The organism is Janthinobacterium breve (assembly GCF_051380895.1).
GTDB lineage: Bacteria > Pseudomonadota > Gammaproteobacteria > Burkholderiales > Burkholderiaceae_D > Janthinobacterium.
Genome location: NZ_JBNYXY010000016.1, coordinates 13,101 through 38,945 on the forward strand (window position 1 = coordinate 13,101; position 25,845 = coordinate 38,945).

Genomic DNA, 25,845 nt, shown 5'->3' on the forward strand with positions numbered 1-25,845 from the left:
GTTTATCCGGGGAAGTTTTCAGGCGATTTGGCGGCCGCGCGGGCCGCTTCGGCCGTAATCGTGCCGCGCCGCACCAGGTCGGACAGGCACTGGTCCAAGGTCTGCATGCCCACATTGCTGCCCGTCTGGATGGCTGAATACATTTGCGCCACTTTTGCTTCGCGGATCAGGTTGCGCACGGCCGGCGTGGCCAGCATGATTTCATGCGCGGCTACGCGGCCCGCGCCGTCCTTGGTTTTGATCAAATTTTGCGAAATGACGGCTTGCAAGGATTCGGACAGCATGGCGCGCACCATTTCCTTTTCCTCGGCGGGGAAGACGTCGATGATGCGGTCGATCGATTTCGCCGCCGACGAAGTATGCAGGGTGCCGAACACCAGGTGGCCCGTTTCGGCCGCCGTCAGCGCCAGGCGGATGGTTTCCAGGTCGCGCAATTCGCCCACCAGTATCACGTCCGGGTCTTCGCGCAGGGCCGAACGCAGCGCATTGCTGAACGAGTGCGTGTGCGAACCCACCTCGCGCTGGTTGATCAGGCATTTTTTTGGCTCATGCACAAATTCGATCGGGTCTTCGATGGTCAGAATGTGGTGATTCAGGCGTTCGTTGACGTGGTTCACCATGGCCGCCAGCGTGGTCGACTTGCCGGAACCCGTCGGGCCCGTGACCAGCACGAGGCCCCGTGGGCGCATGGCCAGCTCGCCGAAGATGCGCGGGGCGTTCAGCTCTTCCAGGGTCAGCACCTTTGACGGAATCGTGCGCAGCACGGCCGAAGCGCCCCGTTCCTGGTTGTAGGCGTTGACGCGGAAGCGGGCCAGGCCGGGAATCTCGAACGAGAAATCGCATTCCAGCGCTTCTTCATAGACCTTGCGCTGGCTGTCGTTCATGATGTCGTAGATCATGCTGTGCACTTCCTTGTGCTCGAGCGGGGCCACGTTCAGGCGGCGCACGTCGCCATGGACCCGTATCATCGGCGGCAGGCCGGAAGACAGGTGCAAGTCGGAAGCCTTGTTGTTGACGGAGAAAGCGAGTAGTTCGGAGATGTCCATTTATAATCCCTGTGCCTGCATTGATGGGCCGGCGCACTGTGCCGCCGCCCCTATACACTAGAAAATGATTATGTCCACAATCGAACAGAACTTGCAAGCCGTGCGCGAGAGTATTGCGCAGGCCGCCGCTGATGCGCAGCGAGCGCCGGCCGACGTGACCCTGCTGGCCGTCTCGAAGACCTTCGGCGCGGACGCCGTGCTGGAGGCCATGCGCGCCGGTCAGGCGGCGTTTGGCGAAAACTATCTGCAGGAAGCGCTCGACAAAATTGCCGCCGTCGGGCTTGCGCTGCCGCAAGGCGGGCCCGTCTGGCATTTCATCGGCCCCATCCAGAGCAACAAGACGCGCCCCATCGCAGAGCACTTTGACTGGGTGCATACGGTGGAACGGGAAAAGATCGCCGCGCGCCTGTCCGAACAACGCCCGGCCGGCTTGCCGGACTTGAATATCTGTCTGCAAGTCAATATCAGCGGCGAGGCCAGCAAGAGCGGCGTGACGCCGGCTGATCTGTCGGCGCTGGCGCACGCCGTGGCGCAGCTGCCGCGCTTGCGTTTGCGGGGCCTGATGGCCATTCCCGAGCCGGAAACGGATGTCAACCGCCAGCGCGCGGCCTTTGCGCAATTGCGCGCGCTGTACGAACAATTGAAGGCCGAAGGACTGGCGCTCGATACCCTGTCGATGGGCATGTCGGCCGACTTGCGTGCCGCCGTGCTGGAAGGTGCCACCATCGTGCGCGTCGGCAGCGCCATCTTCGGTTCCCGCAACTATTCCTGATGAAGAGAGAACAAGCATGACGACAGAATTGAATATCGCCTTTGTGGGCGGCGGCAACATGGCCGCAGCCCTGATCGCCGGCCTGGCGGGAAAACTGACCCTGGGCGGCAATATCCACGTGATCGACCCGCATGAGCCCGCGCTGGAAAAGTTGCAGGCGCAATTCGGCGTTACGACGGCAACTTCCGCCGGGGAGGCGCTGCGCGCCGTGGACGTGATCGTGCTGGCCGTGAAACCGCAAAGCATGCGCGAAGTGGCGGCGCAATTGCTGCCCTTCCTCGACGGGGAGCGGGCGCCGCTGGTCCTGTCGATCGCCGCGGGCATCCGCGCGCAAGATCTGTCGCGCTGGCTCGGTGACTACCCTGCCATCGTGCGCTGCATGCCGAACACGCCGGCCCTGATCGGCATGGGTATCACGGGCATGGTGGCCAGCAGCGGCGTCAGCGACGAGCAGAAAAAGACGGCGGACGCCATCCTGCGCGCCGTCGGCCAGACCGTCTGGCTAGCTGACGAAGCCAAGATCGACCCTGTGACGGCCGTGTCTGGCAGCGGTCCCGCCTACGTGTTTTACTTTATCGAAGCGATGCAGCAGGCGGCCACCGAACTGGGCTTGACGCCGGAGCAGGGCACGCAGCTGGCGATTGCCACGTTTACGGGCGCGGCGCAGCTGGCGGCCAATTCCAGCGAACCCGTGTCGCTGCTGCGCGAGCGCGTCACTTCGAAGGGCGGCACCACGTACGCGGCGCTGACCAGCATGGAAGAGAGCGGCGTGAAGGCGGCCATCGTCAAGGGCATCAAGGCGGCCGCGCAGCGCGGGCGCGAGATGGGGGATGAGCTGGGTAAATAAAACCGGCTTACATCACCTTCACGGCGCGGCCGATGTATAAAACCGGCCCCGTCGGCCGGCCCGTGGGCGAACCAGTTGCCGGCTCCAGCGTGATTTCAAACAACTGCTCGGGCTGCAACGGTGGCAGTGTGTCCAATGTCAATTTGACGGATTGCCCCGGCTTGACCAAGCCCAGCGAGACGGGGGCGCTCCAGTCCTTGCCCTTGGTCCAGAATTGCAAGGCTTTTTGCTGCGGCACGGCGGTCGGGCCCAGCGGGATCAGGCTCAGGTCGCGGTTTTTGCTGCCGCGTCCGCCCGCCTGCACGATCCAGCCCGGCGATTTGTCCTGCGGCGCCACCAGCACCACCAGATAGCCGGGTCCGCCTGGCGCTTGCAGCTGCAGGCTGACCAGCACGGCCAGAGCCGCCGTGGCCACCAGGCCGCCGCCGGCCAGCAGTCTCCAGAACGCCAGGCTGTTCCACCACGCCCGCCAGCCGCCAGCCTGTTGCACGGCTTGCGGCGTGAACAGGCTGGCGTTGATGCGCGGCCACAGTTGCGCCGATGGCACTGCGGGCGGCGCCAGGGTCGTCAATGGCAGCAAACGTTCTTCCCAGGCATCGATGGCCTCGCGCAAGGCTGGCTCGCGCGGCAAACGCTGTTCCACTTCCGCGCGCTCGGCCTGTTCCAAAGTGCCCAGTACATATTCGCTGGCCAGCCTTTGCAGTTGCTCGTCGCTGTTGATCATCCCATGCACTCCCGCAAGGCGGCCAGGCCCCGCTTGACCCAGGCTTTCACCGTGCCCAGCGGCGCTTGCAAGCGCTGCGCGATTTCACTGTGGGAACAGCCATCGACGTAGGCGTACAGGATGCTGTTGCGTTTAGATTCGTCCAGGTGCCCCAGGCAATCGTGCAGCTTGCCCATGTCCGCTTGAAGGGCGTAGGCATCACCGGCGTCATCGCCGTGGCGTTGGTGCAGCAGGGTTTCCACGCTATCCTCGTCGGCCGATACTTCATGTGCGCGGGCGCGCGCCACGTCCAGCGCCTGGTGCCGCACCACCACATAGATCCAGCCCTTGCCGCTGCCACGCGTGGCGTCGAAACTGCCGGCGCGGCGCCAGATGCTGAGAAAGGCGTCGTGCAGCACGTCTTCGGCCAGCGCCCGCTGGCGCACGATGCGCAGGGCCACGCCCAGCAGATAGCGGCTTTCCTGCTGGTACAGGCCGTGCAATGCCTGCTGCTCGCCCCTGGCGCAGGCGCGCAGGGCGGCATCGTAATCGAAGGGAGTGGCTAGCGTTGGCAAGGTTGGCGCAATCGTCAAGAGTGAACGGTTAGCAAGTTTTTAATACGGAGTATAGGCCAGAAACCCGCATTTCCACCGTTGTTTTCCTGTTTCACAACGCCTGACAAAACCGTAGCGAGCGGAAGGGAGAGGTGGCTAAGAAGCGCAACCGTACTCTAGTACGGTGAGCATCGCAGGCCGCCTATCACGACGCGTAGAAGGTTTTGATAGGTGTATTCATGCAGCTTTCCAGAAGATGTAGTCAGCCTGGTAGGGCACCCATTGCTTGACGCCGACGGACTCCAAGCCGCAGGGGCTGCTTGGCGCTACGCCGCCGCTGGTGGCCACGCGCTGGATGTAGCTGACGCCCTGCATGGCGCCGCTGCCCGTGGCGGGATTGGCTTTCACCAATTGATACGGGATGTTGCCCGTGCCGGCAGGCGCCACGGCCACTTGCGTCGCCGTCACTTTCGAACCATCCAGGTTGGCCCAGGTGGCAGGCGGGCCGACATACGTGCCCACTTGCATGCCGTTGCGGTCGTTCAGGGCCGCGTCCGGTCCCACGAAGACCCATTCGTGGCCCGTCATGTCCTTCTTGGCCTTGCATTCATAGGCGATCTTGCCCACGCCCACCGTTTGCATGGCCACTTGATGGCCATCGGGTACCTTGACGGCGTTCGGCAATTGTTCTTGCGAATAGCGCGCGCTCATGGGCGCGCAGGCGCTCAGCAGCAAGGCGGCGCCCAGCACGGTGAGTGCGAGGGCGGGAACGGTGTGGCGTGGGGTGGTGAAGGCAATCATGGTGAACTCCTGGTAGTTGGCTCAACCGGTTGGTTGATGCCATTACTACGCATGGGACTGCCATTTGGATGCAGCCAGGCAAAAATATTTAAGGCGGCGCGTCTTTCTTGCTGAAACGCTGCGCCAGCGCCAGCACGAGGGGCATTGCGGTGGTCGCGTGCTTGAGCAGCGCGCCGCTGGCCCGCAGCAGGGGCAGGATGCGGCGCGGGCGCACCAGCGCCAGGCCCAGCACTGCGCCGCCTATCATCAGGGGAATCTTGAAGCGCGTGGCCAGGGTGTGGCGCAGATTGCCGCCCGTCAACGGTTGCAGCAACTGGCGCGTCTGCACGCCCAAGGCCAGGCGCTGCAGCGCGCATTCGGCCAGCAGCGCGTCGCGCCGTTGCGCCAGGCTGGCGGCCGTGTGGACATGCGACAGTTTGGTGGGATGCGTGGTCATGGCCGCTCCGATTCCCGGTGCGCCAGCAGTTGCAGCTCGTCCAGGTCTTTGTTCAGTTCGGAAAGTGTGAAGGACAGCAGTTTCGGCTTGCTGCGGAAACTGGCGCGCACGCCCAGCAGGATGGCGAGGGCGGCAATGATGAAGACGGCGGCCGTGATGGCGATGGCGGCGATGCGGTGCGTGTCCCAAAATAAGACGATGACGAGGAACACGATCAATACCAGGCCGACGAACAGGCACAGCAGCGCCAGCATGGCCAGCGCCAGATAGGACAGGAAGCGCAGCGACTCTTCTTCCATTTCCACGGCCGCCAGTGCCAGACGGGTCTGGACGATGGCGGCGAGAGTCGCTGCGACTTGGGCGACATGGTGCACGATAGCCATATGCTGCCTTTCGCGTCAAGAGACGGCCTGCGCCGTCGGTACTGGGATGACTTAGCGGCGTGACGAGGAGAGCAGCAGGCCGAACAGCACGCCAATGACGGCGCCCGCGCCCACGGCTTTCCATGGATTGTCCTGCACGTATTCGTCGGTGGCCTTGGCCGCCTTCTTGGTGCGTTCGAGCAAGTCTTCTTCCAGCTTGATCAAGTCTTTCTTGGCCGTTTCCAGGGTGGCGATGAACTTGTCCTTGACGGCTTTGACATTCTCGCCCGTCTGATCCTTGGCGCCATCGAGCCAGCCTTCCGCTTCATTGATGACGGTCTTCAGGTCGCCGACCAGTTTGTCGCGGGCCTTGTCGGCGTCGGCGAGGATGTTGTCGCTGCTGGATTTTCCGGTATGTATCGAGTTCATGTATTACCTCATGGAAGTGAAACTGCACAGTGAAATACCAGTGTAGGCAGCAGCGGACAGGCTAGTCTTGCGCCGCCTCAAGAACTGCCGCGGCGCAAGGACCATTGATTAACGGAAAGCAAAGTCCAGCACCACGCCCGCAAACACCGCTGCTCCTAGCCAGTTATTATGCCGGAACGCCGCAAAACACGGCATACGCTCGCGTGCGCGGATCAAGGTGTAGTGGTAAACGGCGCAGCCGGCCGCCACCAGCAAGCCCGCTACATACCAGTAGCGCAAGCCCAGATGCCAGCCGCAGACCAGCCACAGCAGCAGGAAAGCGGCATAGCACAGCATGATGATGGCCACGTCGTAGCGGCCAAAGGTGATGGCCGATGTCTTGATGCCGATCTTTAAGTCGTCGTCGCGGTCGACCATCGCGTATTCCGTATCGTAGGCCACGGCCCAGAAGACATTGCCCAGCAGCAGCAGCCAGGCGACGACGGGAACGGCATCCGTGATGGCGGCAAAGCCCATGGGAATGCCGAAGCCGAAGGCGATGCCCAGGTAGGCTTGCGGAATCGCAAAGAAGCGCTTGAAGTAGGGATAGGTGCCGGCGATGATGACGGCGGCCACCGACAGCTGCTTGGTGAGGGCATTCAAGGGCAGGATCAGGCAGAAGGCCAGCACGGTCAGCACGCCGGCCACGGCCAGCGCTTCCTTGCCACTGATGCGCCCGCTGGTGATGGGGCGGTCCACCGTGCGCTTGACGAATTTGTCGATATCCTGGTCGGCGTAGTCGTTGATGGCGCAGCCTGCCGAACGCATCAGGAAAGTGCCGAGGGTAAAGATGAGCAGCAGCCGCCAGTCCGGCACGCCCTGCTGCGCCAGCCACAGCGCGCACAGGGTAGGCCATAGCAGCAATACGGTACCGATAGGTTTGTCCAGCCGTATCAGGCGGAAATACAGCGCCAGCTTGTTCATGGAAGACTCGATCTTGTTGAAGAGAAAGGTCGATTATCGCAAATAGTATGCAAATGTACTATTTTGACGCCTGGCCGCTAGGCTGCGTCTTCGCACAAGGGGGTAATGCCGGGCAAGTCGCAGCTGGCGATGGCCGCGCACAGGGCATCGATGGCGGCCTTGCGCGTAAAACTCTTGCGCCACAGCATCACCACTCTGCGCGATGGCACGGGTGCGGCGAATGGCCGGTATTCGAGCATGCCTTCGGTGGCATGCATATTGGTCACGGAGGCGCGCGGCAAGACCGTTAGGCCGATGCCGCTGGCCACCATGTGGCGGATGGTTTCCAGCGAGGAACCTTCAAACGTGCGCTGCATGCCGTTGCCGGGCGAGGAAAAACGCGCCATTTCGGGGCACACTTCCAGCACCTGGTCACGGAAGCAGTGGCCATTGCCCAGCAGCAGCATGGTTTCCGATTTCAAATCTTGCGCGGCGATTTTTTCACGCGCCGTCCACGGATGCTGACGCGGCATGGCCACGACAAACGGTTCGTCATACAGTTCCTGCATGGCCATGCCGTGTTCGGGCAGGGGCAGGGCCATGATGGCCACGTCCAGTTCGCCCTGGCGCAGCAATTCAAGCAGGCGAACCGTGAAGTTTTCCTGCAAGATCAAAGGCATTTGCGGCACCTGGTCTATCATGGCCTTGACCAGGGGCGGCAGCAGGTAGGGGCCGATCGTGTAGATCACGCCCAGGCGCAGGGGGCCGGCCAGCGGGTCCTTGTTTTGCTTGGCGAGTTCCTTGATGGCGGCTGTCTGTTCCAGCACGCGTTCGGCTTGCGCAATGATCTGCGCGCCCAGGGGCGTGACGGAGATTTCCGCGCCGCCCCGTTCGAACAGGACCACGCCCAGTTCGTCTTCGAGTTTCTTGATGGCCACTGACAAGGTGGGCTGGGCCACGAAGCAAGCCTCGGCAGCATGGCCGAAATGCTTCGCTCGCGCGACTGCAACGATATATTTCAGTTCAGTCAGTGTCATAGTTTGATTGAAACACAGGAAGTGCTTACTTGCAATGAATGAAAGGTGGCGCAAACGTGAAACTGTGGCGCCGATGGCGTATTGTAGCGGATCGCCCCCTATAATGCGGGACCGGGCAGCAAAGGGAGATGGCGATGGAACTGCAGATGCAGGCGCTGGAAGCGGCAATTAATTACTGGCGTGCCAGGCAACCGGCGCGCGGCAATGAATATGCGCTGTCGCCACCCGTCAGCCGCCTGGCCGGCGTGTATGCGCTGATGATTTACTACCGGCAAGATTGCATCGCCGAAGAGGGCCTGGAGCCGGCCATCCTGGCCCTGATCGATGCCTGGCGCCACGATGTCGGCGGCATGCAAGGCGATAGTCGCGCCGGATTGTGACCCTACTAACCCAACAAGAGATATTCATGCCTGATTTTGAAAACAAACTGTGCGGCCGTGAAGAACTGCGTGCGCGTGCCGCGGCCCTGCCGAAACCGGTGGTAGTGACGAATGGCGTGTTCGACATTTTGCACCGCGGCCACGTGACCTATCTGGCGCAGGCGCGCGCGCTGGGCGCTTCGCTGGTGGTGGCCGTGAATACCGATGCCTCCGTGAAACGCCTGGGCAAGGGCGATGACCGTCCCTTGAATAGCTGCGAAGACCGCATGGCCGTGCTGGCGGCGCTGGAAGCGGTGAGCCTGGTGGTGCCGTTCTCGGAAGACAGCGCCCTGGAAGTGGTGCAGGAGATCGCGCCGGAAATCTATGCCAAGGGCGGCGACTACGATATGGCGGCCATCCCTGAAGGACGGGCCGTGCTGGCGTATGGCGGCCAGGCCGTGGCCATCGATTTCGCGCACGACCGCTCGACCACGAAGCTGTTGACGAAAGTGCGGACGCAGCAGGGCTGAGGAACGCCGTCAATGTTTCCATACAGATAAAAAGACGTTACTATGAGAACTGCCAGGGTTGCGACCTCGTTGCGTCAGCCCCAGCACACGTTACACCGTCCGATATGCATTGCTTGTCATAGAAAATACATGGATCTTAAAACTTCTGGGGATTGGGCAGTGCCCTCTGGCGTCTGGTACGTCGATGACGATGGCGCGTGGACAATGCAGCGCAGCGCGGACGGCCAGAACGTCTCGCCCTTGCTGAGCGCTGCCGATATCGGTCTGCTGATGCACGCGCGGCGCCTGCCCGCTGCCGCCGGCACGCCCGTGAGGCAGTTTCCGCCTGAATTCTCGTTCGACCCCGCCTCGGGCGCGGCCTTGCAAATGCCGCCCGACACGGCCGCCACACCGCCCTGGGTGCCGCCCTACGGTGCGCATCCCGTCAGCGATGTGCCACCGGCTGGCGCGGCCGGCTTGCGCCAGGCCAGCGTGCCCCTGAAACTGGCTGACCAGCGCGCGCGCGAAGAGCATGCGCAGGCCGACGCCTCGCTGCCCATGCCGCCGCCGGGCGAGTACGAATTCTTTTCCGCCCAGTTCGGCACCAGCGCCGCCGCGCTGCTGGCGCTCGACCCGCGCAAGGCCGTCTTGCACGCCTGGCTGCCCGCCTCGAAACGCTGGCTGGCGCTGGACCCCGAATATGGCGGCTTGCTGGCCGAATCGGACCTGGCCCACGGCGCCTGGCGCGCCGAGCTGGTGCCGGAGTTCAACAGCGTGCTGGTCTTGCCGACCAGCCATGGCCTGGCCTGCATCCGTCCCGACGTGCCTTCGCTGAGCTACGTGGTCGAGCATGTGGGCAACGCGCCGTGCGCTGCCGCGCCCGTCTGGTTCCAGAACCGCCTGTGGGCGCCGCTGCGCGACGACGATGGCCGCATCCGCTTCGTCAACCTTGACGCGCAACAAAAGCCGGGCAGCGACGTGCTGCTTGATGGTGTCGTGGAACTGGGCGCCGTCAGCGCGCCCGTGGCCTACAACCGCATGGCCGTGTGGCCCTGCGCCAACGGCCAGCTGCGGCTGCAACTGCAGCCGGACGGCAACGTGGCCGCCTCGTTCACGCCCTGGCCCGAAGGGCTGGTGCCGCACTTTGAATTCGGCAGCCCCTACCTGTCGCGCGACGGTGGCCTGTGGCAACTGTGCTTTGAAAGCCGCCGCGGCACCTATGTCTACGTGAAACTGGGCGCCCAGGTCGAGAAGGCCGATGCGCTGGCGCCGCGCCTGTGTTCTGGCAGCTTCAATTACCGCTTCGCCACCAAGCTGAAAACGGCGCCGTGGGAAGAGCCGGAACATGGCGACGATGGCGGCAAGAACCAGGCTGTCATGCCGCTGCTGGAATCGAGTGCTGGCAACAGTGTGTTTGGCGTGAAGTTTGCCACCAGCGCCGGCCTGTCCAGCGTGCTGCGCTCGAACGAGCGCCTGGCGGCGCAGCTGGTGCAGGACGATGAATTGCGCGAAACCGTGTTTCACACCTTTGCCGTCAGCGAGCCGTGGCGCGTACGCCTGTTTGTCCATGAACGCACGCTGTGGGCGTACCACCCGCTGCTGTCGCGCATCGATGGCTGGACCTTGCAGGCATGAAGGCGCGCTTACTGATCGTGGCCTGCGCCGTGTTTTTCAGCGCTGCCGCTGCGCACGCGGCCGGCATCCAGCAAGCGTTTCTGGTGCAAAACTCGGGCTGGATGGAGCCGTTCTACACGGATGAGCATTCGCAACTGAAAGCCCTGGTGGGCGCCGTGGCGCAGGCCGCCACGAATCCGTCCGATAAAGTCTATACCCTGGCGTTCAGCCAGAGCAGCGGCGCGCACGTGTCGCCGTCGCTGCTGGGGCAAGGGCAGGGCGGCGGGGGCGTTGCGGGCCAGCTGGCCAGTCTGGGCCTTGCGCGCAAGAGCGCCGGCGGCGCGCTGGCCGACACGGATTTCCAGGAAGCCGTCACCAAGACCATCACGGGCCCGTTCCAGTCTGCGTCCGGCATCGTGTGGATCTTTACCAATAACAAGAACAGCCCGAACAACGACAGCCAGACGGCCGAACGCAACCGCGACTTTTACCGCTTGCTGCACCTGGAGCCGTCGATCACCAAGACGGTGGTGTTTCCGCTGCGCATGCCCGTGCAGGGCAAGCTGTATAGCGCCAAGGGCTTGATGGTGTATGCGCTCGCGTATGGCCAGCCGGCGTCCGAGGCCCTGAACCGCATCCTGACCGAAGGGCGGCTGTCGCAAGTGCTGACGCGCCCGCCGGCGCGCCTGAAACCGGTGGACCAGGATGCCGTGCGCATCGTGCCCCAGTCCGTCAAGAACAGCGCCAATGTGCACGCCAGCCTGGGGCGCGATGGGCGCACCATCGTGCTCGACGTCGATGCGGCGAATCTGGTGCCGCAAGTGGTGTTGCAGGCGTCCCTGCAAAACATGTTTTTCCCGTATGTGATCGACAGCGCCAAAGTGCACGCCAGCCTGGCCGGGCAGAACGCGCCCCTGCAGGTTGCGCCCGATCAAATCCACCAGCTGCAGCCGGGCGCCAGCCAGTCCGTGCAGGTACAGTTTGCCCTGCCGATGGCGCAGATTCCTTCGCCGTGGTCGGCGCAAGCGATTGCCGCCATGGGCAAGCAGGTGATGCTGCCGATGCAGGCGCAGGTGGGCCTGTCGGAACAGCGGCTGGCGCTGGCGTCCAGTTTTGGCAAGGATTTGCAGGAACTGTTCCCCGGTGACCCGATCTCGGATATGTTCACGCCGCCCGACAGCGTGCGCGTGTCGCAGGCGACGATCCCGTTGCTGGTGCGCATACAGTATCCGCTGCTGCCCGTGCTGGTGATACTGGGCGGCGTGCTGGCACTCGTGTTGGGCTTGCTGGCGCTGGGTTTGCTGGGCACGCGCGCCACGCGCTACAAGGTGATGGCCGATGGCGTGCAGCGGCAAGTGTTATTGAAGCCATTCAAAAGCGTGCAGATCCGCGATGATGACGGCCGCGACATCGGCGAACTCAAACGTGGCCTGGGCAAGCCGGCCATCGTGCGCGTGGCCGAAGGCCATACCCTGAGCCTGGCCTGAACAACTATTCTTTAAAAACCTTCCATTCAACTGAGGCATACCATGGCGCAAGATACTCCAAAAGACAACGCAGGTTTTACCTTGCCGGCCCCGGCGTCTGCGCCGCCCGCTGCGGATGCATCCGCAGCCAGCGCGGCCGCCACCGCCACCACCGAGCCTGCGCCCGCGCTCGATCCTGCCAGCACCACCGATACCTCGTCGCGCGACACGCTGGTCGGTGGCGTGGTGCTGTTGCTGTTGTTCATCGCCTTTTTCTTTGCCAAGAATGCCTATGCGAATGGCCTGGTGGCCAAGCGCGTGCCGCCCAACAAGGCCAATGCCTCGGGCTGGTGGCTGTTCATCTTTCTGGCCAGCCTGGCCACGGGCGTGGTGCTGGCAGCCGTGAACGCGCATAAATTCCTCGCGCCACTGTTCATGGGACCGCTGGTACTGGTGGGCCTGGTCGCGTTACTGTTGACCTTTACATCGAGCCGCCGCTAAGCCGCACGCCGTCGTACGCATCATCGAAGGAATCATCATGGCAGAGAACCTGAACCAACTCATCACCGGCGGCGCCAACGAGCGCAAGCAGGACAAGATTATCGAACTGCGCCCGACCCTGTTCATCGGCATCGGCGGCACGGGCATGCAGGTGCTGATGCGCGTGCGTCGGCGCATTCTCAACACCCAGTGGGGCGGTGCGGGCAAGCGCACGCGCATCGAAGGGCTGGCGGACTTTCCCATCGCGCAATTCATCCATTTCGACCTGGACAATGGCGCCGTCATCGAAAGCGGCGAATCGCAGGCGAAAGACTTGCAATTCGACCAAGTGAAGTTCACGGATGACGACAAGGTGGTCGAATCGTTCGACATGGACAAGTACAGCCGCGATGAAGATTCTCTGGAGAAATATCCGCACATCAAGGAATGGCTGCCCCTGACACCGCAGCGCATCCGCGAATTGCGTTTCGACATGAGCAGCGGCGCTGGCCAGATCCGCGCCGTCTCGCGCCTGTATTTCTTCGACAAGTATGCCAAGATCCGCGACAAGATCCGTTTGAAACTGAAAGCCCTGAAGGCGGGCCTGTCGCACGAGCGCCAGCTGGCCGAGCTGGGCTTACGCATGGAAACGAATCGTTTTCGCATCGTCATCGTCGGTTCTGTGGCCGGTGGCACGGGTTCCGGTTCCTTCCTCGACATGGGCTTGCTGGCGCGCTGGCTGGCGCGCAGCGAAGTGGGCGCGGCCGACGTCGAGCTGATGCTGTTCTTGCCGACCGGCTACACCAAGGCCAACAAGGACCGGGTCGAGGCCAACGGCTATGCGGCGCTGATGGAGCTGGAATCGGCGATGATGGGCAACAAGGGCTACGTGGGCCGCTGGGATGCGTATGACCGGCCAGAACTGACGCGCGAGCCGTACAGCGAGGTCTACCTGATCGATTCGGGTAATCTTGCCCAGCAGCACACCAAGGAAGTCAGCGACGTGTACCACATGGTGGCCGACTCGCTGTTCGAGGATTTCGCCTCGGCCGACTTTGCGCGCGCCAAGCGCTCGATCGCCGTCAACCAGGCGCAGCAAAAGAACTCCCTGTACAACGCGCCCGTGCCGCAAGACCGCTTCGGCGACATGCGCCTGTATTTCTCGAAGCGTTTTTCCTCGTTCGGCATGGCCGTGCTCGATACGCGCCAGGAAGCGGCGCGCGATGAGCGGGCTCACCGCTGGGCCGGCGCCATGCTGCAAGCGTTCTTTGGCGTGGGCGGCACGGATGCGGGCGCCAACCGCGCCACGGATACGCAGCGCGATAATTTCGTCGCCGCCAATATGTTCCTGAAGGGCACGCCGTTCAGCGATTTCCCCGAGTTTTCCGACAAGAGCATCGAATTGAAGCGCTCCAGCGGCGACTTCATCGATTTCCGCGTCGTCGACGAATTGCTGGAAGACCGCCACGGCCACTTGCTGGCTGGCGTGGAAAACCGGGTCAACACGCGCATCAACGATATCCGCACGGGTTTTGACCGCAGCGAATGGCCGGCGCAGGTGCGCGACGCCATGAAGCACCTGGAACGCGACGCCGTGCGCGACCAGGATTCCACGGCCGACACGACGGAAGACCGCATCAGCAAGCGTCGCCGCGAAGTGCTCGAGGATGTCAAGAAAGTCGTGCGCGACCAGTTGTATGGCTATCTTGATAATAAAGAGTTCGGCGGCCTGGAATACGTGCTGTCGCTGGTGGAACAGATCAAGGACCGCATCGAGGCGCCGGGCAGCGGCTTGACGGCGCAGATTGGCGCGAATGCCGAGCGTTACCGCGAAATCAAGGAAGCCGTGCGTTCGCGCGAATACGAGCGCCTGTTGAATAACCTGGAACAGACGCGCAGCACCTTCGGTTTCCTCAGCAATGGCGAAAAGCAGGCGGGCGTGGTGATGGACCATCTGCGCACGGAAATGGCGAATGCACTGAAATTCCATCTGCGCGCCAAGGCGGCGGACGAGTCCGTCATCCTGCTGGGCGAACTGTCGCGCTGGCTGGGCAACCGGATCGGCGTCGATGCGCAAGGCCGCGCGCAGTGGAATGGCCTGGTGGGCGAGCTGCAAACGGGCCGCGAAGGCGTGCTGGCCATGCTGGCGGAACTCAAAACCGCCAATTCCATCCTGCAAAAGGACCTGGACAAGGAACACGCGACCCTGATCGTCATTCCCGTCACGGAAAAAGACATTGCGCTGCCGTCGGCGGCCACCTTGCGCCAGTGGGCCGATGAGGCGTTCAAGGACATGGGCGGCTCGAAAGCGCTGTTCCCCATGCTGGGCGAACCGGCGCAGCGGGGCTTGATCCTGGCCAAAGTCACGCGCATGGCCGAGAACATGATCGCCACGGCGGGCCTGGTGGAAGGGGCGACGAGCACGCCCGACCCCTTGTTCGAGGCGCTGGAACAGATGGATGTGTCCGAACGCCTGGACCGCTTCCGCAAGCTGCTGGCCTGCTCCATGCCATGGATCGACGCCAACATGGCGGGCGACTTCACGGTCGTGTCGGACCAGTTCAAGTGTGTGATCGGCGTGGCCAACGCGGCCGCCTTCAAGGCGAAATTCGGCGCCGAGCTCGAATCGTGCGTGCCGACCCAGGTGGGCATCACGGTGAGCCAGCTGGAAATCGTCGAGACGGGCATTCGCGGGCGCGCCGTCTGCTATTGCGAGCTGGCGGGCGTGCCGATGACGGTGCTGCGGGGCCTGGAAGGCTGGCGCACCAGCTACCGCAAGGAAGGCGACAACGACAAGGCGCCGACCCACACGCATATTGATCCGACGCAATTTACGCATCCGATCGCGCCGAACACGGACGAGATGAAGCGCCTGGCGGAAGATTTCGGCGAATTCCTGCAAGCCATCATGCTGGGTATACTGACGCGCCACACGGGCCGCGTCGTGCCGCCGGGCCAGTACCAGTTTGCCGTCGAACCGGGCGACTTGCGCCGCATCGGCAATGAACGGGCCATCCGCCAGAACGGCATGCCCGCCTCATACGAGAAAAATATCGCCCTGCGCATCGAGGGAAAACTCGCTGCGCTTGACGCCGTGCAGACGGCAGCCATGGCGGCGCTGGCAAAATACTATGAACGGGGCGTGTATGCGCCGAAGCTGGTGGCGCAGGCCGATGGCTCGCAGCTGCCGTATATCGGCTTTGGCAGCGCCATTTCCGCCGAAGTGGGCGCGCGTTTGCGCGAGTCGGCGCGCCGCAAGGGCATGGCCAGCGATGAGCTCGATCGCACGGTGCAAGCCCTGCTGGGTCGCCTGAAGGAATGGGCGAACGTCATCGGCGACTCCGACAGCGATGCCTACGACTGGGAAGTGCGCGAGCCGGAAGCGGACGGCCAGCCGCGGCTGAAGTATGCGATCAAGGGGGAAATGCTGGAAGCGGGGCGGTTGGAGCAATTGCTGCGCCCGGCCGGCGCGCCGGCGGCCCCGGTTTTTGGCATGGCGCCGCCACCGCTGGGCGGCATGCCGCCACCGCTGGTGGAGCACCAGTATTTCCTGGGCATAAACGGCCAGCAGCAGGGACCGTTCACGGCCCAGCAGATCGTGCAGTACGTGCAGGCGGGTCAGGTCGTGCCAGCCACTACCAAGGTGTGGCGCGCCGGCTTGCCGGCCTGGGTCGATCTGGCCCAGTTCGCCGAGCTGGCGCCTTTGTTCCTCAGTGCGCCGCCACCGTTGATGCCGCCGCCCCTGTAAACGCTGGAATGACGTTGGAATGAAGGATTAGTTTTGGATATCTGCCTCAAATGTCAGGGCGGCCTGTGGCTCGCTGTCAGCCATTGCCCGTACTGTGGGCAAGCGCAGGCTGGCGCGGCTGTACCGCCGCTGCTGTCGCCCGTGCCCGCGCCTGTGCCCGTGGCTATGCCAGTAGCGCCGCCAGTGGCGCCCAAGCCGCCGCCCCAGCCGGTGGCGCCGGCGCCGAAAGCGCCGCCGGTGCCGGTGTCCGCGCCGTCTGCGCTACCGAAGCCGGCCCAGCCGAAAACCGTGCCAAAGCCCGTGCCGGTTGCTTCACCGGCGTCAACCGAACCGCCGTCACCGCCGCGCAAGTGGCTGCGCTGGCTGGGCGGTCTTGCCGTGCTGGCGGCCGTCGTCGTCTACATGAATGGCAAGCCGGGCGGCAAGAATGAGTCGGCTTGCAATGACGCCATCGACAGCGGCCTCAAATTGGTAGCGAATGGCAGCCTGGACGGCGCCCGCCAGAAGCTGGCGACGGCGAAAAATGTGTGCACCGGCAAGTCCAGCGCCAAGGCGGACGATTTGCAGGCGGCGATCGGCAAGGCGGGCGCCGCATCAGGCAGTTGCCAGCGCGGCGTGCGTGCCATCGAGCGCAATATCGATGGCCATCAATTGCAAAGTGCCGTCAAGGGCATCGCCGCGCTCGACGCCGATTGCGCGGGCGCTGCCAGCGTGGCATCCTTGCGCAAGCAGCTGGCGCGCCAGCAGGCGGCAGCCGCATCCGTGCTGGTGGGAGTGCGCCAGGCACTCGATGGCAAGGATGCGACATCGGCACGCAATGGCATCGCCAGGCTGGAAGCGATCGACCGCGAAGCGGCGGAATTGCCGCAGTTGAAGGCCGACGTGCAAGCCTTGTCAGCGGCCGTCGCGCCTGCGCCCGTTTCTGCACCGGCACCGCTGGAAACGGCACCGGCCCGCGTCATGCCAACGGAACCGGCGCCCGCGCGCGCGGTCGAACGTTCAGCGGTGGCCGAACGCCGTCCGCTGGAAGCATCGCCCATGGATAACGGCGCGGCCATGCGCAGCGAGATGGCGCAATCGTTCCTGCGCGACGCCGAGCGGTCGTTGTTGGAAGGTAAGTTCGATGCGGCCAAGACGTATCTGGAAAGCGCGCGCCGCGTCGATCCCGGCAATGCGCGCATCGACAATCTGTCGCGCCGCATCCGCGAACGGGAACGGCAAGTGTTGCAAACGGAAACAACGATCAATTAGTCATCGGGGGAGCCACCATGCTGAATCACACCACCTTGCGCGCCACTGCTGCACTGACTATCGCGGCCATGCTGGCCGGCTGCGCTACGGCGACGATGAGCCCGAACGGCGTGCGCGAGGACAGTGCCTATCCGCAAGGCGGAACCCAGGCGGCCACGGATGAGTATCCTTGCAGCGTGGGCACGACGGCAGCGGCCGGCGCAGCCGTGGGGGCGCTGCTGGGCGCGCTGGCGGGCGGCAAGAATGGCGCGCTGAAGGGCGCCGCCATCGGCGGTGGCCTAGCGGCGGCCGGTTGCCTGGCCATCAATGTCAATTCACGCCAGACCAAGACGGCAGCGCAGGCGGACCGCGACTATATCCGCGCACGCGGCGCGCTGCCGCGCGAGCCGCAAGTGGTGTCGTACACGCCGCAGCTGAGCGCGGCCACCGTCAAGCGTGGCCAGCCGTTCAAGGTCCATTCGGTGGTGGAGCTGGTCAACGGCAGCACGCAAAGCGTCAACGACGTGCGCGAAGAGCTGGTGGTGCTCGATCCGCAGGGCCAGCCATTCAAGTCTGGCTCGAAAGCCTTGGCCAGCAACAACAAATCGGGCGGGCGTTTTGAAAACTCGTTCGAGCTGACCTTGCCGGCCGGCGTGTCGCAGGGCGTGTATGGCGTCAAGACGAATCTGTACGTGAACGGCAAGCTGGCCGCCACGCGCGACCTGCACACGCAGCTGGTGATGTTGGACTCGGACGGTGCCGCGCCGCAGCTGGCGCTGCGTTAAGCTCCCCCAGAGTAGCCGTGCTGGCGCCAGGCCTCGTAGACGACGACCGCCACCGTATTCGACAAATTCAAACTGCGGTTGTCGGGGCGCATGGGCAGGCGGATGCGTTGCTCGGCAGGAAAACCGTCGCGAAGGGCGGGATCGAGGCCTTTTGTCTCAGAACCGAACACGAACACGTCACCCGGCAAGAAGGCCACGTCGCCGAACGGGCGCGAGCCGCGCGTGGTCATGGCGAACATGCGCGCCGGGTCGGGCTGGGTGTCGGCCAGGAACGCTGCCCAATTCTTGTGCACCTTCATCTTGGCGTAGTCGTGGTAATCGAGGCCGGCGCGCTTCATCTTGGCATCGTCGAGCGGGAAGCCCAGCGGTTCGACCAGGTGCAGCTGCGCGCCCGTGTTGGCGCACAGGCGGATGACGTTGCCCGTATTGGGCGGGATTTCAGGTTCTACCAAAACAACGTGAAACAAAATGCTCTCCTCATATATGTAGCTAATCTTTCTAATGCGGCGGCGTGCGCGCCACGACCAGGATGCTGACCTTCGCCGCCCCCGCGCGCTTGCAGGCGGTGGCCAGGGCATTGACGGTATGGCCGCTGCTCATCACATCGTCGACGATGCCGACATGGCAGCCTTGCAATAGTCCCGCGCATTCCGGCGCGATGGCGAAGGCGTGCGCCAGGTTGGCTTGCCGTTCCTGCGGCGCCACGCCGCTTTGCGCCCTGGTTTCACGCACGCGCAGCGCCAGGCGGGGCTGTAAATGTACGTCCAGCAGGCGCGCCAGCGGGCGGGCAATTTCCAGCGCCTGGTTGAAGCCCCGCTGGGCCAGGCGGGCCGGGCCCAGCGGCACAGGGCACAGCAGTTGCGGCGCTTCCCAAGTTGATTGTTGCTGAATGGCAACATGCAGCAATTCTGCCAACAGGGGCGCCAGCGCCAGGCGCGCGCCGAATTTCAGCTGCAACAGCAACTGGTCGACGGGCGCCGCATAATCAAACGACGTGACGGTGGCGTCATACGCGGGCCTTTGGTGCAGGCAGCGGCCGCACAGCGTTGCCACGTCAGCGAGCGGATTGGCGCACCGGCGGCAGCGGGGACGCAGCAGGCCCAGGTACTGCGCGCGGCAGGGCGGGCACAGCACTTCCGGGCAGCCGATGCCGCACAGCGCGCACTGGGCCGGCAGCAGCGTGGCGCCCAGCCACTGGCGCAGCGCCTGCCATGCGGCATCAAGGCGGTGCTGGGTGGCGGTCCGCATCGCGATGGCGTCCTTCCATGTACACTGCCGACATTATCTCACCTCACCGGTTTCAACATGCCAGTTCCCACCAGTCCGCCCAAAATGAGTGCGCCCATCGATGCGGTGCAAGTACGCGATTTCTTTTCCCGTCCGGTGCGCATCGCGCCGTCCGACTTCCTGCGCCGCGAAGTATCAAAGCGCATGCACGAGCGCCTGGAGCTGGTGAAAATCACGCCCTTGCGCGTGCTTGACGCCGGCTGCGGCCCCGGCGCGGACCTGGCGCAGTTGCATAAGGATTATCCCGCCGCGCAGATTATCGGTCTCGATGCAGCGCAAGTGATGGTGCAGGCGGCGCGCGCGCCTGCGTCGAAACTGGCCAGCCTGAACCAGTTCCTCAGCAAGTTGCTGCCGGCCAAGGCGGGCGTGGATTTATTGTGCGGCGACCTGGGCGACCTGCCGTTGGCGCAGGGCAGCATTGACCTCGTATGGTCCAACCTGGCGCTGCACTGGCATGCCCAGCCCGACCGCGTGTTTGCCGAATGGCGGCGCGCGCTGCGCCTCGATGGCTTGCTGATGTTTTCCTGCTTCGGCCCCGATACCTTCCGCGAAGTGCGCGACGCCTTTGCAGAAGCGGATTTATATCCGCACGCCTTGCCCTTCGTCGACATGCACGACTTTGGCGACATGCTGGTCGAAACGGGTTTTTCCACGCCCGTGCTGGACATGGAGATCATCACCGTCACCTACGATACGGCGGAAAAACTGCTGGCGGACGTGCGTGCCTTTGGCGGCAACCCCTTGACCACGCGCCGGCGCGGCTTGATGGGCAAGGCGGCCTGGCAGCGCATGCTCGATGCGCTGGAAAAGATGCGCCGTCCCGACGGCAAGTTGGGCCTGAGTTTCGAGGTCATCTATGGCCACGCCTTCCGTCCCGCGCCGCGCGTGACGCGCAATGGCGAAGCCATTATCCGATTTGATTTACCCAGAAAACCCAAATAAAAGGCTAAAGAAACCGACACTTGGTCGGCATCCGCGCGTCAATGCTGCAGTAACCGTTGCAAAGCGCGCGGCGGCCAGGAGAAGGGTGCGCACAAAGCCGATTATTGCTTGATGGATTCAAGTTTACTTGATTATAATCGTTGATTGTTTGTCAGCTTGTTAAGTAGAAAAAACAAGGGCTGCATACAAAATAAAAAAAACAAAGCAAGACTTATTTGAAGTTACTGCATTAGTATAGTAACCATCTTCCACACGAGGCCATTTCAAGGTGGGGAAGAAAAACAGGGTTCCAGCATGGTTGCGCGCCGCCGTTTTTGTTGCGGCAGCCAGCATGGAATTCGCTGGTGCTTGACGCACATGGCCGTATTCTGGCCGTGTTGCTTTCATGGAGGAGCGGCAGCGGTCCAGTACGGAGAAATCCGCAGCCGTTTAAAATATCATTATTTTTGGGTGGTTGGGGAAAACATGACACATGCAAAGCGACTTCAATCGTTGCTGCTCGGGCTGTCTTTGACAGCGTTTGGCATCGGGCGATGGGCCACGGCGGCACCGGCTGCCAGTACCTATCCCGGCACCGGCGGTCCCGTGCCGTTCGAAATGAATCTGCAACCGCCGGCGACACAGATCGCCCATGAAATCTACGATTTGCACACCCTGATGATGATCATCTGTCTGGTGATCTTCGTGGCTGTATTCGGCGTCATGTTTTATTCCATCTTCAAGCACCGCAAGTCCTTGGGCCACAAACCGGCCACCTTCCACGAAAGCACCACCGTCGAGATCGCCTGGACCGTCGTGCCCTTCCTGATCGTCATCGGCATGGCCTTGCCTGCCACGCGCACCGTGGTGGGCATGAAAGATACCTCGAACGCCGACATCACCATCAAGGCCACCGGCATGCAGTGGAAATGGGGCTATGACTACCTGAAAGGCGAGGGCGAAGGCATTTCCTTCCTCTCCAACCTGGCCACGCCGCGCTCGCAAGTGGGTGCGCCCGGCGTGCCGCCGACGGAAAAACGGGGCGAAAACTACCTGATCGAAGTCGACAATGAAGTCGTGGTGCCCGTCAACAAGAAGATCCGCATGGTGCTGACGGCCAACGACGTCATCCACGCCTGGTCCGTGCCCGCCTTTGGCGTCAAGCAGGATGCGATTCCGGGTTTCGTGCGCGATACCTGGTTCAAGTCCGACCATATCGGCACCTTCCGCGGCAATTGCGCCGAGCTGTGCGGCAAGGAACACGCCTTCATGCCCATCGTCGTCAAGGTCGTATCGGCAGATGACTACAAGGCCTGGGTTGATGTAAAACAAAAGGAAATGGCGGCACTGGCCGATGATCCAAGCAAGGTGTGGACCATCGACGAATTGAAGGTCAAGGGCGAGAAAGTGTATACGGCCAACTGCGTGGTCTGCCACCAGGCAACCGGCAAGGGCGTACCCGGTGCGTTTGCAGCGCTGGACGGCTCTGCCGTGGTGAACGGTCCGAAAGCGGCACAGATGCATGTCTTGCTGAACGGGCAAAAGAGCGGCAAGTTCCCTGCTGAAATGCCAGCGTGGAAACAGCTGTCCGACACGGAAATTGCCGCAGTGATCACTTACACGCGCAATTCCTGGTCGAACAAGGCCGAAGAGAACATCGTTCAACCAGCCGAAGTCGTGGCTGCACGCAAGTAATTAGGAGCCGTATATGAGTACTAGCACGAGCACTAGCACCTTGGATCACGCCGGTCACGGTCACGGTCACGACCACGCCCACGATCATCCCCACGGCTGGCGCCGCTGGCTGTTTGCCACCAATCATAAAGATATCGGTACCCTGTACCTGTGGTTTTCGTTCATCATGCTGCTGTCGGGCGGCGTGCTGGCCCTGATGATCCGTACGGAACTGTTTCACCCAGGCTTGCAATTCTTTCACCCTGAATTCTTCAACCAGCTGACCACCATGCACGGCCTGGTGATGGTGTTTGGCGCCATCATGCCGGCCTTCGTGGGCTACGCCAACTGGATGATCCCGCTGCAAGTGGGCGCATCCGACATGGCGTTTGCCCGCATGAACAACTTTTCGTTCTGGCTGCTGCCACCGGCCGCGCTGCTGCTGGCCACGTCCTTCCTCGTGCCGGGCGGCGCTACGGCTGCCGGCTGGACCCTGTATGCGCCGCTGTCGACGCAAATGGGCCCTGGCATGGACATGGCTATTTTCGCCATGCATCTGATGGGCGCTTCGTCCATCATGGGCTCGATCAACATCATCGTCACCATCCTGAACATGCGCGCCCCTGGCATGACCCTGATGAAAATGCCGATGTTCTGCTGGACCTGGCTGATTACCGCGTATCTGTTGATCGCCGTCATGCCCGTGCTGGCTGGCGCCATTACCATGACCCTGACAGACCGCCATTTCGGCACGTCCTTCTTTAACGCGGCAGGTGGCGGCGACCCCGTCATGTACCAGCACATCTTCTGGTTCTTCGGCCACCCCGAGGTCTACATCATGATCTTGCCGGCGTTCGGCATCGTCTCGCAGATCCTGCCCGCGTTTGCCCGCAAGCCCCTGTTCGGCTACGCGTCGATGGTGTACGCCACGGCCTCGATCGCCATCCTGTCGTTCATCGTCTGGGCGCACCACATGTTTACCACCGGCATGCCGGTGACGAGCCAGCTGTTCTTCATGTACGCGACCATGTTGATCGCCGTGCCGACGGGCGTGAAAGTGTTCAACTGGATCGCCACGATGTGGAAGGGTTCCATGACGTTCGAGACGCCGATGCTGTTCTCTGTAGGCTTCATCTTCGTCTTCACCATGGGCGGCTTCACGGGCCTGATCCTGGCCGTGACGCCGATCGACATCCAGCTGCAGGATACCTATTATGTCGTGGCGCACTTCCACTACGTGCTGGTGGCCGGTTCGCTGTTTGCCCTGTTCGCCGGCTTCTACTACTGGTCGCCGAAATGGACGGGCCACATGTACAACGAGACGCGCGGCAAGATTCACTTCTGGCTGTCGCTGATCACGTTCAACGTGACCTTCTTCCCGATGCACTTCCTGGGCTTGGCCGGCATGCCGCGCCGCTACGCCGACTATCCGGCGCAGTTCACGGACTTCAACATGATCGCTTCGATCGGCGGCTTCGGCTTTGGCCTGATGCAGGTGTACTTCCTGTTCTTTGTGGTCTTGCCGACCATCCGTGGCGGCAAGGCTGCGCCAGCGAAACCATGGGAAGGCGCGGAAGGCCTGGAATGGACCGTACCGAGCCCGGCGCCATTCCACACGTTTGAAACGCCGCCGACAGTGAAATAAGGTATCCCGGGCCGGCGTGTTTCGCGGCCCGTCTTGAATAAAGTGCCTGTCATGACCGAACGTAAAAAACCGAATAACCTGCGTACCGGGCTGATCTTGGCCGCCCTGGCGGCCTTCTTCTTCCTGTCCGTATTCGTCAAGCGCATGTGGCTCTGACGTGACAACGCCCCACCAACAGGAAACACGCGGCCTGAACCGCAAGATGCTGGGCAAGCTGATCGTCATTGCCATCCTGATGTTTGGCTTTGGCTATGCCCTGATTCCCGTCTACAAGCAGATTTGCGAAGTGATGGGCATCAACGTGCTGACGCAAAAAGATGGCACGGTGGCCTACGATAACAATACGCAGGTCGATACGACGCGCAGCATCACCGTCGAGTTCGACGGCAATGCGCAGGGACCCTGGCGTTTCCGCCCGACCGTGTCGAGCATGCAAGTGCATCCGGGCGAACTGGTGACCGTCATGTATGAAGTGGTCAACACGCAAAACCGCGTCGTCAACGCGCAAGCCATCCCCAGCTATGCGCCGCAAAGCGCCACGCCGCATTTCAAGAAGGTCGAGTGCTTCTGCTTCAAGCAGCAGACCTTGAAACCCCACGAAGCGCGGCAGATGCCAGTGGTGTTCTTCCTCGATCCGGCCCTGCCGAAAGAGGTGAAAACCATCACCCTGTCGTACACGTTTTTCGAGATTGCCGGTCTGAGCCAGGCTCAGACGCCGGCCGTCCAATAGGAGAGTGCCATGGGCGAATCCAAGCAGCCTGAAAAAGCGTCGTTCCTGTATTCGCTGCGGGCCGTGGTGTGGTCATTCACGGGTCTGCGCCGCAAGAGCGATTTCGACACGGATTCGGCCAAGCTCAATCCCGTGCACATCGTCATCGCCGGCTTCCTGGTGGTGGCTTGCCTGATCGGCATCTTGATTTCGATTGTTAAATTCGTCGTTTTATAAATTATAAAAAACCACCGTATAAGTTTTTGAGGAGATGATGATGAGTTCCAACCACGCCGCCGTACCTTATTATTTCGTGCCCGGCCCCTCGCGCTGGCCCATGCTGGGCGGCGCCAGTCTGCTGCTGACCATGATCGGCGCCTCGGCCTGGGTCAACGACGTGTCGTGGGGACCCTATCTGAACTTCATCGGCATCGCCGGCATCCTGCTGGTGCTGTATTTCTGGTTCGGCGACGCCATCAGCGAATCGGAGCAGGGCCTGTACAGCGAGCGCATCGACCACTCCTTCCGCTGGAGCATGAGCTGGTTTATCTTTTCGGAAGTCATGTTCTTCGCCGCCTTCTTCGGCGCCCTGTTCTATGCGCGCAGCATTTCCATGCCGTGGCTGGCCGACCTCGACCACAAGGTGATCTGGCCCGATTTCGCCGCCCACTGGGGTAATACGGGCCCGGCCGGCACGGTGCAGGAATTTACCACCATGACGCCGTTCTGGATTCCGACCATCAATACGGCCTTGCTGCTGACGTCGGGTGTCACCCTGACTATCTCGCACCACGCGCTGCGCGCCGGCCACCGCGCCATGACGGCGCTGTTCCTGTTCGCTACCATCGTGCTGGGCGCCATCTTCATGGGCTTCCAAGTGTACGAATACATGCACGCCTACAGCGAACTGAACTTGAAATTGACGTCCGGCATCTACGGCGCCACCTTCTTCATGCTGACGGGCTTCCACGGCTTCCACGTGACCCTGGGCGCCATCATGCTGTCCGTCATCCTGTACCGCGTGCTGAAAGGCCACTTCACGCCCGACCACCACTTCGGCTTCGAAGGCGCCGCCTGGTACTGGCACTTTGTCGACGTCGTCTGGCTGGGCCTGTACGTGGTCGTGTATTGGTTATAATGGCGGGGCAGGGCGCGCGCCGTTGTTAGGCGGCCTGCACCATAAAAAAAGCCGTACCGGGAGATCCTGGGTACGGCTTTTTTCTTAGTGTGAAGAATTTGCCAATCAGGCAAGAAGAAGCTTAATGTATGCCCGTCGGCTGAATATAGCCGAGCTTGTGCGCCAGCAGTATCAGCAAAAACAGGGTGATCGACAGCCCCACGCGCAGGGCCAGCGCCTGCACGGTGCGGTTGCTCTTGCCCTTGTCGCGCATGAGGAAGAACAGGGCCGAGCCCAGGCTGCCGAGGATCAGGATGAAGGCAATGGCAACGAGGATTTTCATGGATGGTAGCGCCAGGCTTGAGGAGGTTT

The 25,845-nt window shown here is 62.6% G+C and carries 30 protein-coding genes; 17 read left to right on the plus strand and 13 right to left on the minus strand.

Annotation, left to right across the window (positions count from 1 at the left end; translation table 11 throughout):
• Positions 1-2 precede the first annotated feature (2 nt).
• Complete coding sequence (locus tag ACQ4W0_RS27535; RefSeq protein ID WP_436579636.1) at positions 3-1,046, minus strand: type IV pilus twitching motility protein PilT; 1,044 nt, start codon at positions 1,044-1,046, stop codon at positions 3-5.
• A gap of 70 nt (positions 1,047-1,116) precedes the next feature.
• On the opposite strand from ACQ4W0_RS27535, the gene ACQ4W0_RS27540 reads away from it, so the two are divergent.
• On the plus strand, positions 1,117-1,818 hold the full coding sequence (locus ACQ4W0_RS27540; protein ID WP_436579637.1) for a YggS family pyridoxal phosphate-dependent enzyme: 702 nt from the start codon (positions 1,117-1,119) through the stop codon (positions 1,816-1,818).
• Between the two features lie 16 nt (positions 1,819-1,834).
• The gene (gene proC, locus ACQ4W0_RS27545) at positions 1,835-2,665 is read left to right on the plus strand and encodes a pyrroline-5-carboxylate reductase (RefSeq protein WP_436579638.1); all 831 of its coding nucleotides are present in this window, start codon (positions 1,835-1,837) and stop codon (positions 2,663-2,665) included.
• A 7-nt stretch (positions 2,666-2,672) separates the two neighbouring features.
• On the opposite strand, the gene ACQ4W0_RS27550 is transcribed toward proC, so the two are convergent.
• The 8 genes from ACQ4W0_RS27550 to ACQ4W0_RS27585 form a co-directional block, all read right to left on the minus strand.
• A complete protein-coding gene (locus ACQ4W0_RS27550; RefSeq protein WP_436579639.1) occupies positions 2,673-3,389 on the minus strand; it encodes an anti-sigma factor in 717 nt (238 codons plus the stop codon).
• Complete coding sequence (locus ACQ4W0_RS27555) at positions 3,386-3,943, minus strand: sigma-70 family RNA polymerase sigma factor (RefSeq protein ID WP_436579640.1); 558 nt, start codon at positions 3,941-3,943, stop codon at positions 3,386-3,388. The genes ACQ4W0_RS27550 and ACQ4W0_RS27555 overlap by 4 nt, the downstream gene beginning before the upstream one ends.
• A 216-nt stretch (positions 3,944-4,159) precedes the next feature.
• Positions 4,160-4,723, minus strand: coding sequence for a DUF3455 domain-containing protein (locus ACQ4W0_RS27560; protein WP_436579641.1), 564 nt, complete (start codon positions 4,721-4,723; stop codon positions 4,160-4,162).
• A gap of 88 nt (positions 4,724-4,811) precedes the next feature.
• Positions 4,812-5,159, minus strand: a complete 348-nt coding sequence (locus ACQ4W0_RS27565) for a hypothetical protein (protein WP_436579642.1) — start codon at positions 5,157-5,159, stop codon at positions 4,812-4,814.
• Complete coding sequence (locus tag ACQ4W0_RS27570) at positions 5,156-5,542, minus strand: phage holin family protein (protein WP_436579643.1); 387 nt, start codon at positions 5,540-5,542, stop codon at positions 5,156-5,158. The genes ACQ4W0_RS27565 and ACQ4W0_RS27570 overlap by 4 nt, the downstream gene beginning before the upstream one ends.
• 51 nt (positions 5,543-5,593) lie before the next feature.
• The gene (locus tag ACQ4W0_RS27575) at positions 5,594-5,950 is read right to left on the minus strand and encodes an ElaB/YgaM/YqjD family protein (RefSeq protein WP_436579644.1); all 357 of its coding nucleotides are present in this window, start codon (positions 5,948-5,950) and stop codon (positions 5,594-5,596) included.
• A gap of 108 nt (positions 5,951-6,058) precedes the next feature.
• On the minus strand, positions 6,059-6,913 hold the full coding sequence (gene ubiA / locus ACQ4W0_RS27580; protein ID WP_436579645.1) for a 4-hydroxybenzoate octaprenyltransferase: 855 nt from the start codon (positions 6,911-6,913) through the stop codon (positions 6,059-6,061).
• Between the two features lie 77 nt (positions 6,914-6,990).
• Positions 6,991-7,929, minus strand: a complete 939-nt coding sequence (locus ACQ4W0_RS27585; RefSeq protein WP_436579646.1) for a hydrogen peroxide-inducible genes activator — start codon at positions 7,927-7,929, stop codon at positions 6,991-6,993.
• 134 nt (positions 7,930-8,063) lie between these two features.
• On the opposite strand from ACQ4W0_RS27585, the gene ACQ4W0_RS27590 reads away from it, so the two are divergent.
• The 8 genes from ACQ4W0_RS27590 (at position 8,064) to ACQ4W0_RS27625 (ending at position 18,120) form a co-directional block, all read left to right on the plus strand.
• Positions 8,064-8,309 (plus strand): DUF3717 domain-containing protein, encoded by a 246-nt coding sequence (locus ACQ4W0_RS27590; protein ID WP_436579647.1) that lies wholly within the window; start codon positions 8,064-8,066, stop codon positions 8,307-8,309.
• Between the two features lie 26 nt (positions 8,310-8,335).
• Positions 8,336-8,818, plus strand: a complete 483-nt coding sequence (rfaE2, locus tag ACQ4W0_RS27595; RefSeq protein WP_436579648.1) for a D-glycero-beta-D-manno-heptose 1-phosphate adenylyltransferase — start codon at positions 8,336-8,338, stop codon at positions 8,816-8,818.
• 129 nt (positions 8,819-8,947) lie between these two features.
• Entirely contained in the window at positions 8,948-10,432 is a 1,485-nt protein-coding gene (locus tag ACQ4W0_RS27600; RefSeq protein WP_436579649.1) for a hypothetical protein, read from the plus strand.
• Positions 10,429-11,898 (plus strand): hypothetical protein, encoded by a 1,470-nt coding sequence (locus ACQ4W0_RS27605; protein WP_436579650.1) that lies wholly within the window; start codon positions 10,429-10,431, stop codon positions 11,896-11,898. Before ACQ4W0_RS27600 ends, ACQ4W0_RS27605 begins: the two co-directional genes overlap by 4 nt.
• A 42-nt stretch (positions 11,899-11,940) precedes the next feature.
• The gene (locus ACQ4W0_RS27610) at positions 11,941-12,378 is read left to right on the plus strand and encodes a hypothetical protein (RefSeq protein WP_436579651.1); all 438 of its coding nucleotides are present in this window, start codon (positions 11,941-11,943) and stop codon (positions 12,376-12,378) included.
• A 37-nt stretch (positions 12,379-12,415) separates the two neighbouring features.
• A complete protein-coding gene (locus tag ACQ4W0_RS27615) occupies positions 12,416-16,105 on the plus strand; it encodes a tubulin-like doman-containing protein (protein ID WP_436579652.1) in 3,690 nt (1,229 codons plus the stop codon).
• A 33-nt stretch (positions 16,106-16,138) separates the two neighbouring features.
• The gene (locus ACQ4W0_RS27620) at positions 16,139-17,356 is read left to right on the plus strand and encodes a hypothetical protein (protein WP_436579653.1); all 1,218 of its coding nucleotides are present in this window, start codon (positions 16,139-16,141) and stop codon (positions 17,354-17,356) included.
• A gap of 17 nt (positions 17,357-17,373) precedes the next feature.
• Positions 17,374-18,120 carry a hypothetical protein gene (locus tag ACQ4W0_RS27625; protein ID WP_436579654.1) on the plus strand — a complete coding sequence of 249 codons (747 nt, stop codon included), beginning with the start codon at positions 17,374-17,376 and terminating at the stop codon, positions 18,118-18,120.
• On the opposite strand, the gene trmL is transcribed toward ACQ4W0_RS27625, so the two are convergent.
• Both trmL and ACQ4W0_RS27635 read right to left on the minus strand, forming a co-directional pair.
• Positions 18,117-18,587: a tRNA (uridine(34)/cytosine(34)/5-carboxymethylaminomethyluridine(34)-2'-O)-methyltransferase TrmL gene (trmL, locus tag ACQ4W0_RS27630; protein WP_133988631.1), complete on the minus strand. Its 471-nt coding sequence runs from the start codon at positions 18,585-18,587 to the stop codon at positions 18,117-18,119. The genes ACQ4W0_RS27625 and trmL overlap by 4 nt on opposite strands.
• Before the next feature lie 31 nt (positions 18,588-18,618).
• The gene (locus ACQ4W0_RS27635; protein ID WP_436579655.1) at positions 18,619-19,368 is read right to left on the minus strand and encodes a ComF family protein; all 750 of its coding nucleotides are present in this window, start codon (positions 19,366-19,368) and stop codon (positions 18,619-18,621) included.
• Positions 19,369-19,425: 57 nt separating this feature from the next.
• Here ACQ4W0_RS27635 and ACQ4W0_RS27640 point away from each other — a divergent pair, with 57 nt between their 5' ends.
• Positions 19,426-20,349 (plus strand): methyltransferase domain-containing protein, encoded by a 924-nt coding sequence (locus ACQ4W0_RS27640; RefSeq protein ID WP_436579656.1) that lies wholly within the window; start codon positions 19,426-19,428, stop codon positions 20,347-20,349.
• Between the two features lie 159 nt (positions 20,350-20,508).
• On the opposite strand, the gene ACQ4W0_RS27645 is transcribed toward ACQ4W0_RS27640, so the two are convergent.
• Positions 20,509-20,736: a hypothetical protein gene (locus ACQ4W0_RS27645; RefSeq protein WP_436579657.1), complete on the minus strand. Its 228-nt coding sequence runs from the start codon at positions 20,734-20,736 to the stop codon at positions 20,509-20,511.
• A gap of 78 nt (positions 20,737-20,814) precedes the next feature.
• On the opposite strand from ACQ4W0_RS27645, the gene coxB reads away from it, so the two are divergent.
• From coxB to ACQ4W0_RS27675, 6 genes are read left to right on the plus strand one after another with little or no spacing between them, the layout of a single operon-like run.
• Complete coding sequence (coxB, locus tag ACQ4W0_RS27650; RefSeq protein WP_436579658.1) at positions 20,815-22,023, plus strand: cytochrome c oxidase subunit II; 1,209 nt, start codon at positions 20,815-20,817, stop codon at positions 22,021-22,023.
• A 13-nt stretch (positions 22,024-22,036) separates the two neighbouring features.
• On the plus strand, positions 22,037-23,647 hold the full coding sequence (gene ctaD, locus ACQ4W0_RS27655) for a cytochrome c oxidase subunit I (protein ID WP_436579659.1): 1,611 nt from the start codon (positions 22,037-22,039) through the stop codon (positions 23,645-23,647).
• Positions 23,648-23,698: 51 nt separating this feature from the next.
• Positions 23,699-23,803, plus strand: a complete 105-nt coding sequence (locus ACQ4W0_RS27660) for a cytochrome oxidase small assembly protein (RefSeq protein ID WP_219116544.1) — start codon at positions 23,699-23,701, stop codon at positions 23,801-23,803.
• 1 nt (position 23,804) lies between these two features.
• The gene (locus tag ACQ4W0_RS27665) at positions 23,805-24,377 is read left to right on the plus strand and encodes a cytochrome c oxidase assembly protein (RefSeq protein WP_436519826.1); all 573 of its coding nucleotides are present in this window, start codon (positions 23,805-23,807) and stop codon (positions 24,375-24,377) included.
• 9 nt (positions 24,378-24,386) lie between these two features.
• Complete coding sequence (locus ACQ4W0_RS27670; RefSeq protein WP_034749002.1) at positions 24,387-24,593, plus strand: DUF2970 domain-containing protein; 207 nt, start codon at positions 24,387-24,389, stop codon at positions 24,591-24,593.
• Between the two features lie 40 nt (positions 24,594-24,633).
• Complete coding sequence (locus ACQ4W0_RS27675) at positions 24,634-25,494, plus strand: cytochrome c oxidase subunit 3 (RefSeq protein WP_436579660.1); 861 nt, start codon at positions 24,634-24,636, stop codon at positions 25,492-25,494.
• A 121-nt stretch (positions 25,495-25,615) separates the two neighbouring features.
• Here ACQ4W0_RS27675 and ACQ4W0_RS27680 read toward each other — a convergent pair whose 3' ends face one another.
• A complete protein-coding gene (locus ACQ4W0_RS27680; protein ID WP_034748996.1) occupies positions 25,616-25,816 on the minus strand; it encodes a twin transmembrane helix small protein in 201 nt (66 codons plus the stop codon).
• Between the last annotated feature and the right edge of the window lie 29 nt (positions 25,817-25,845).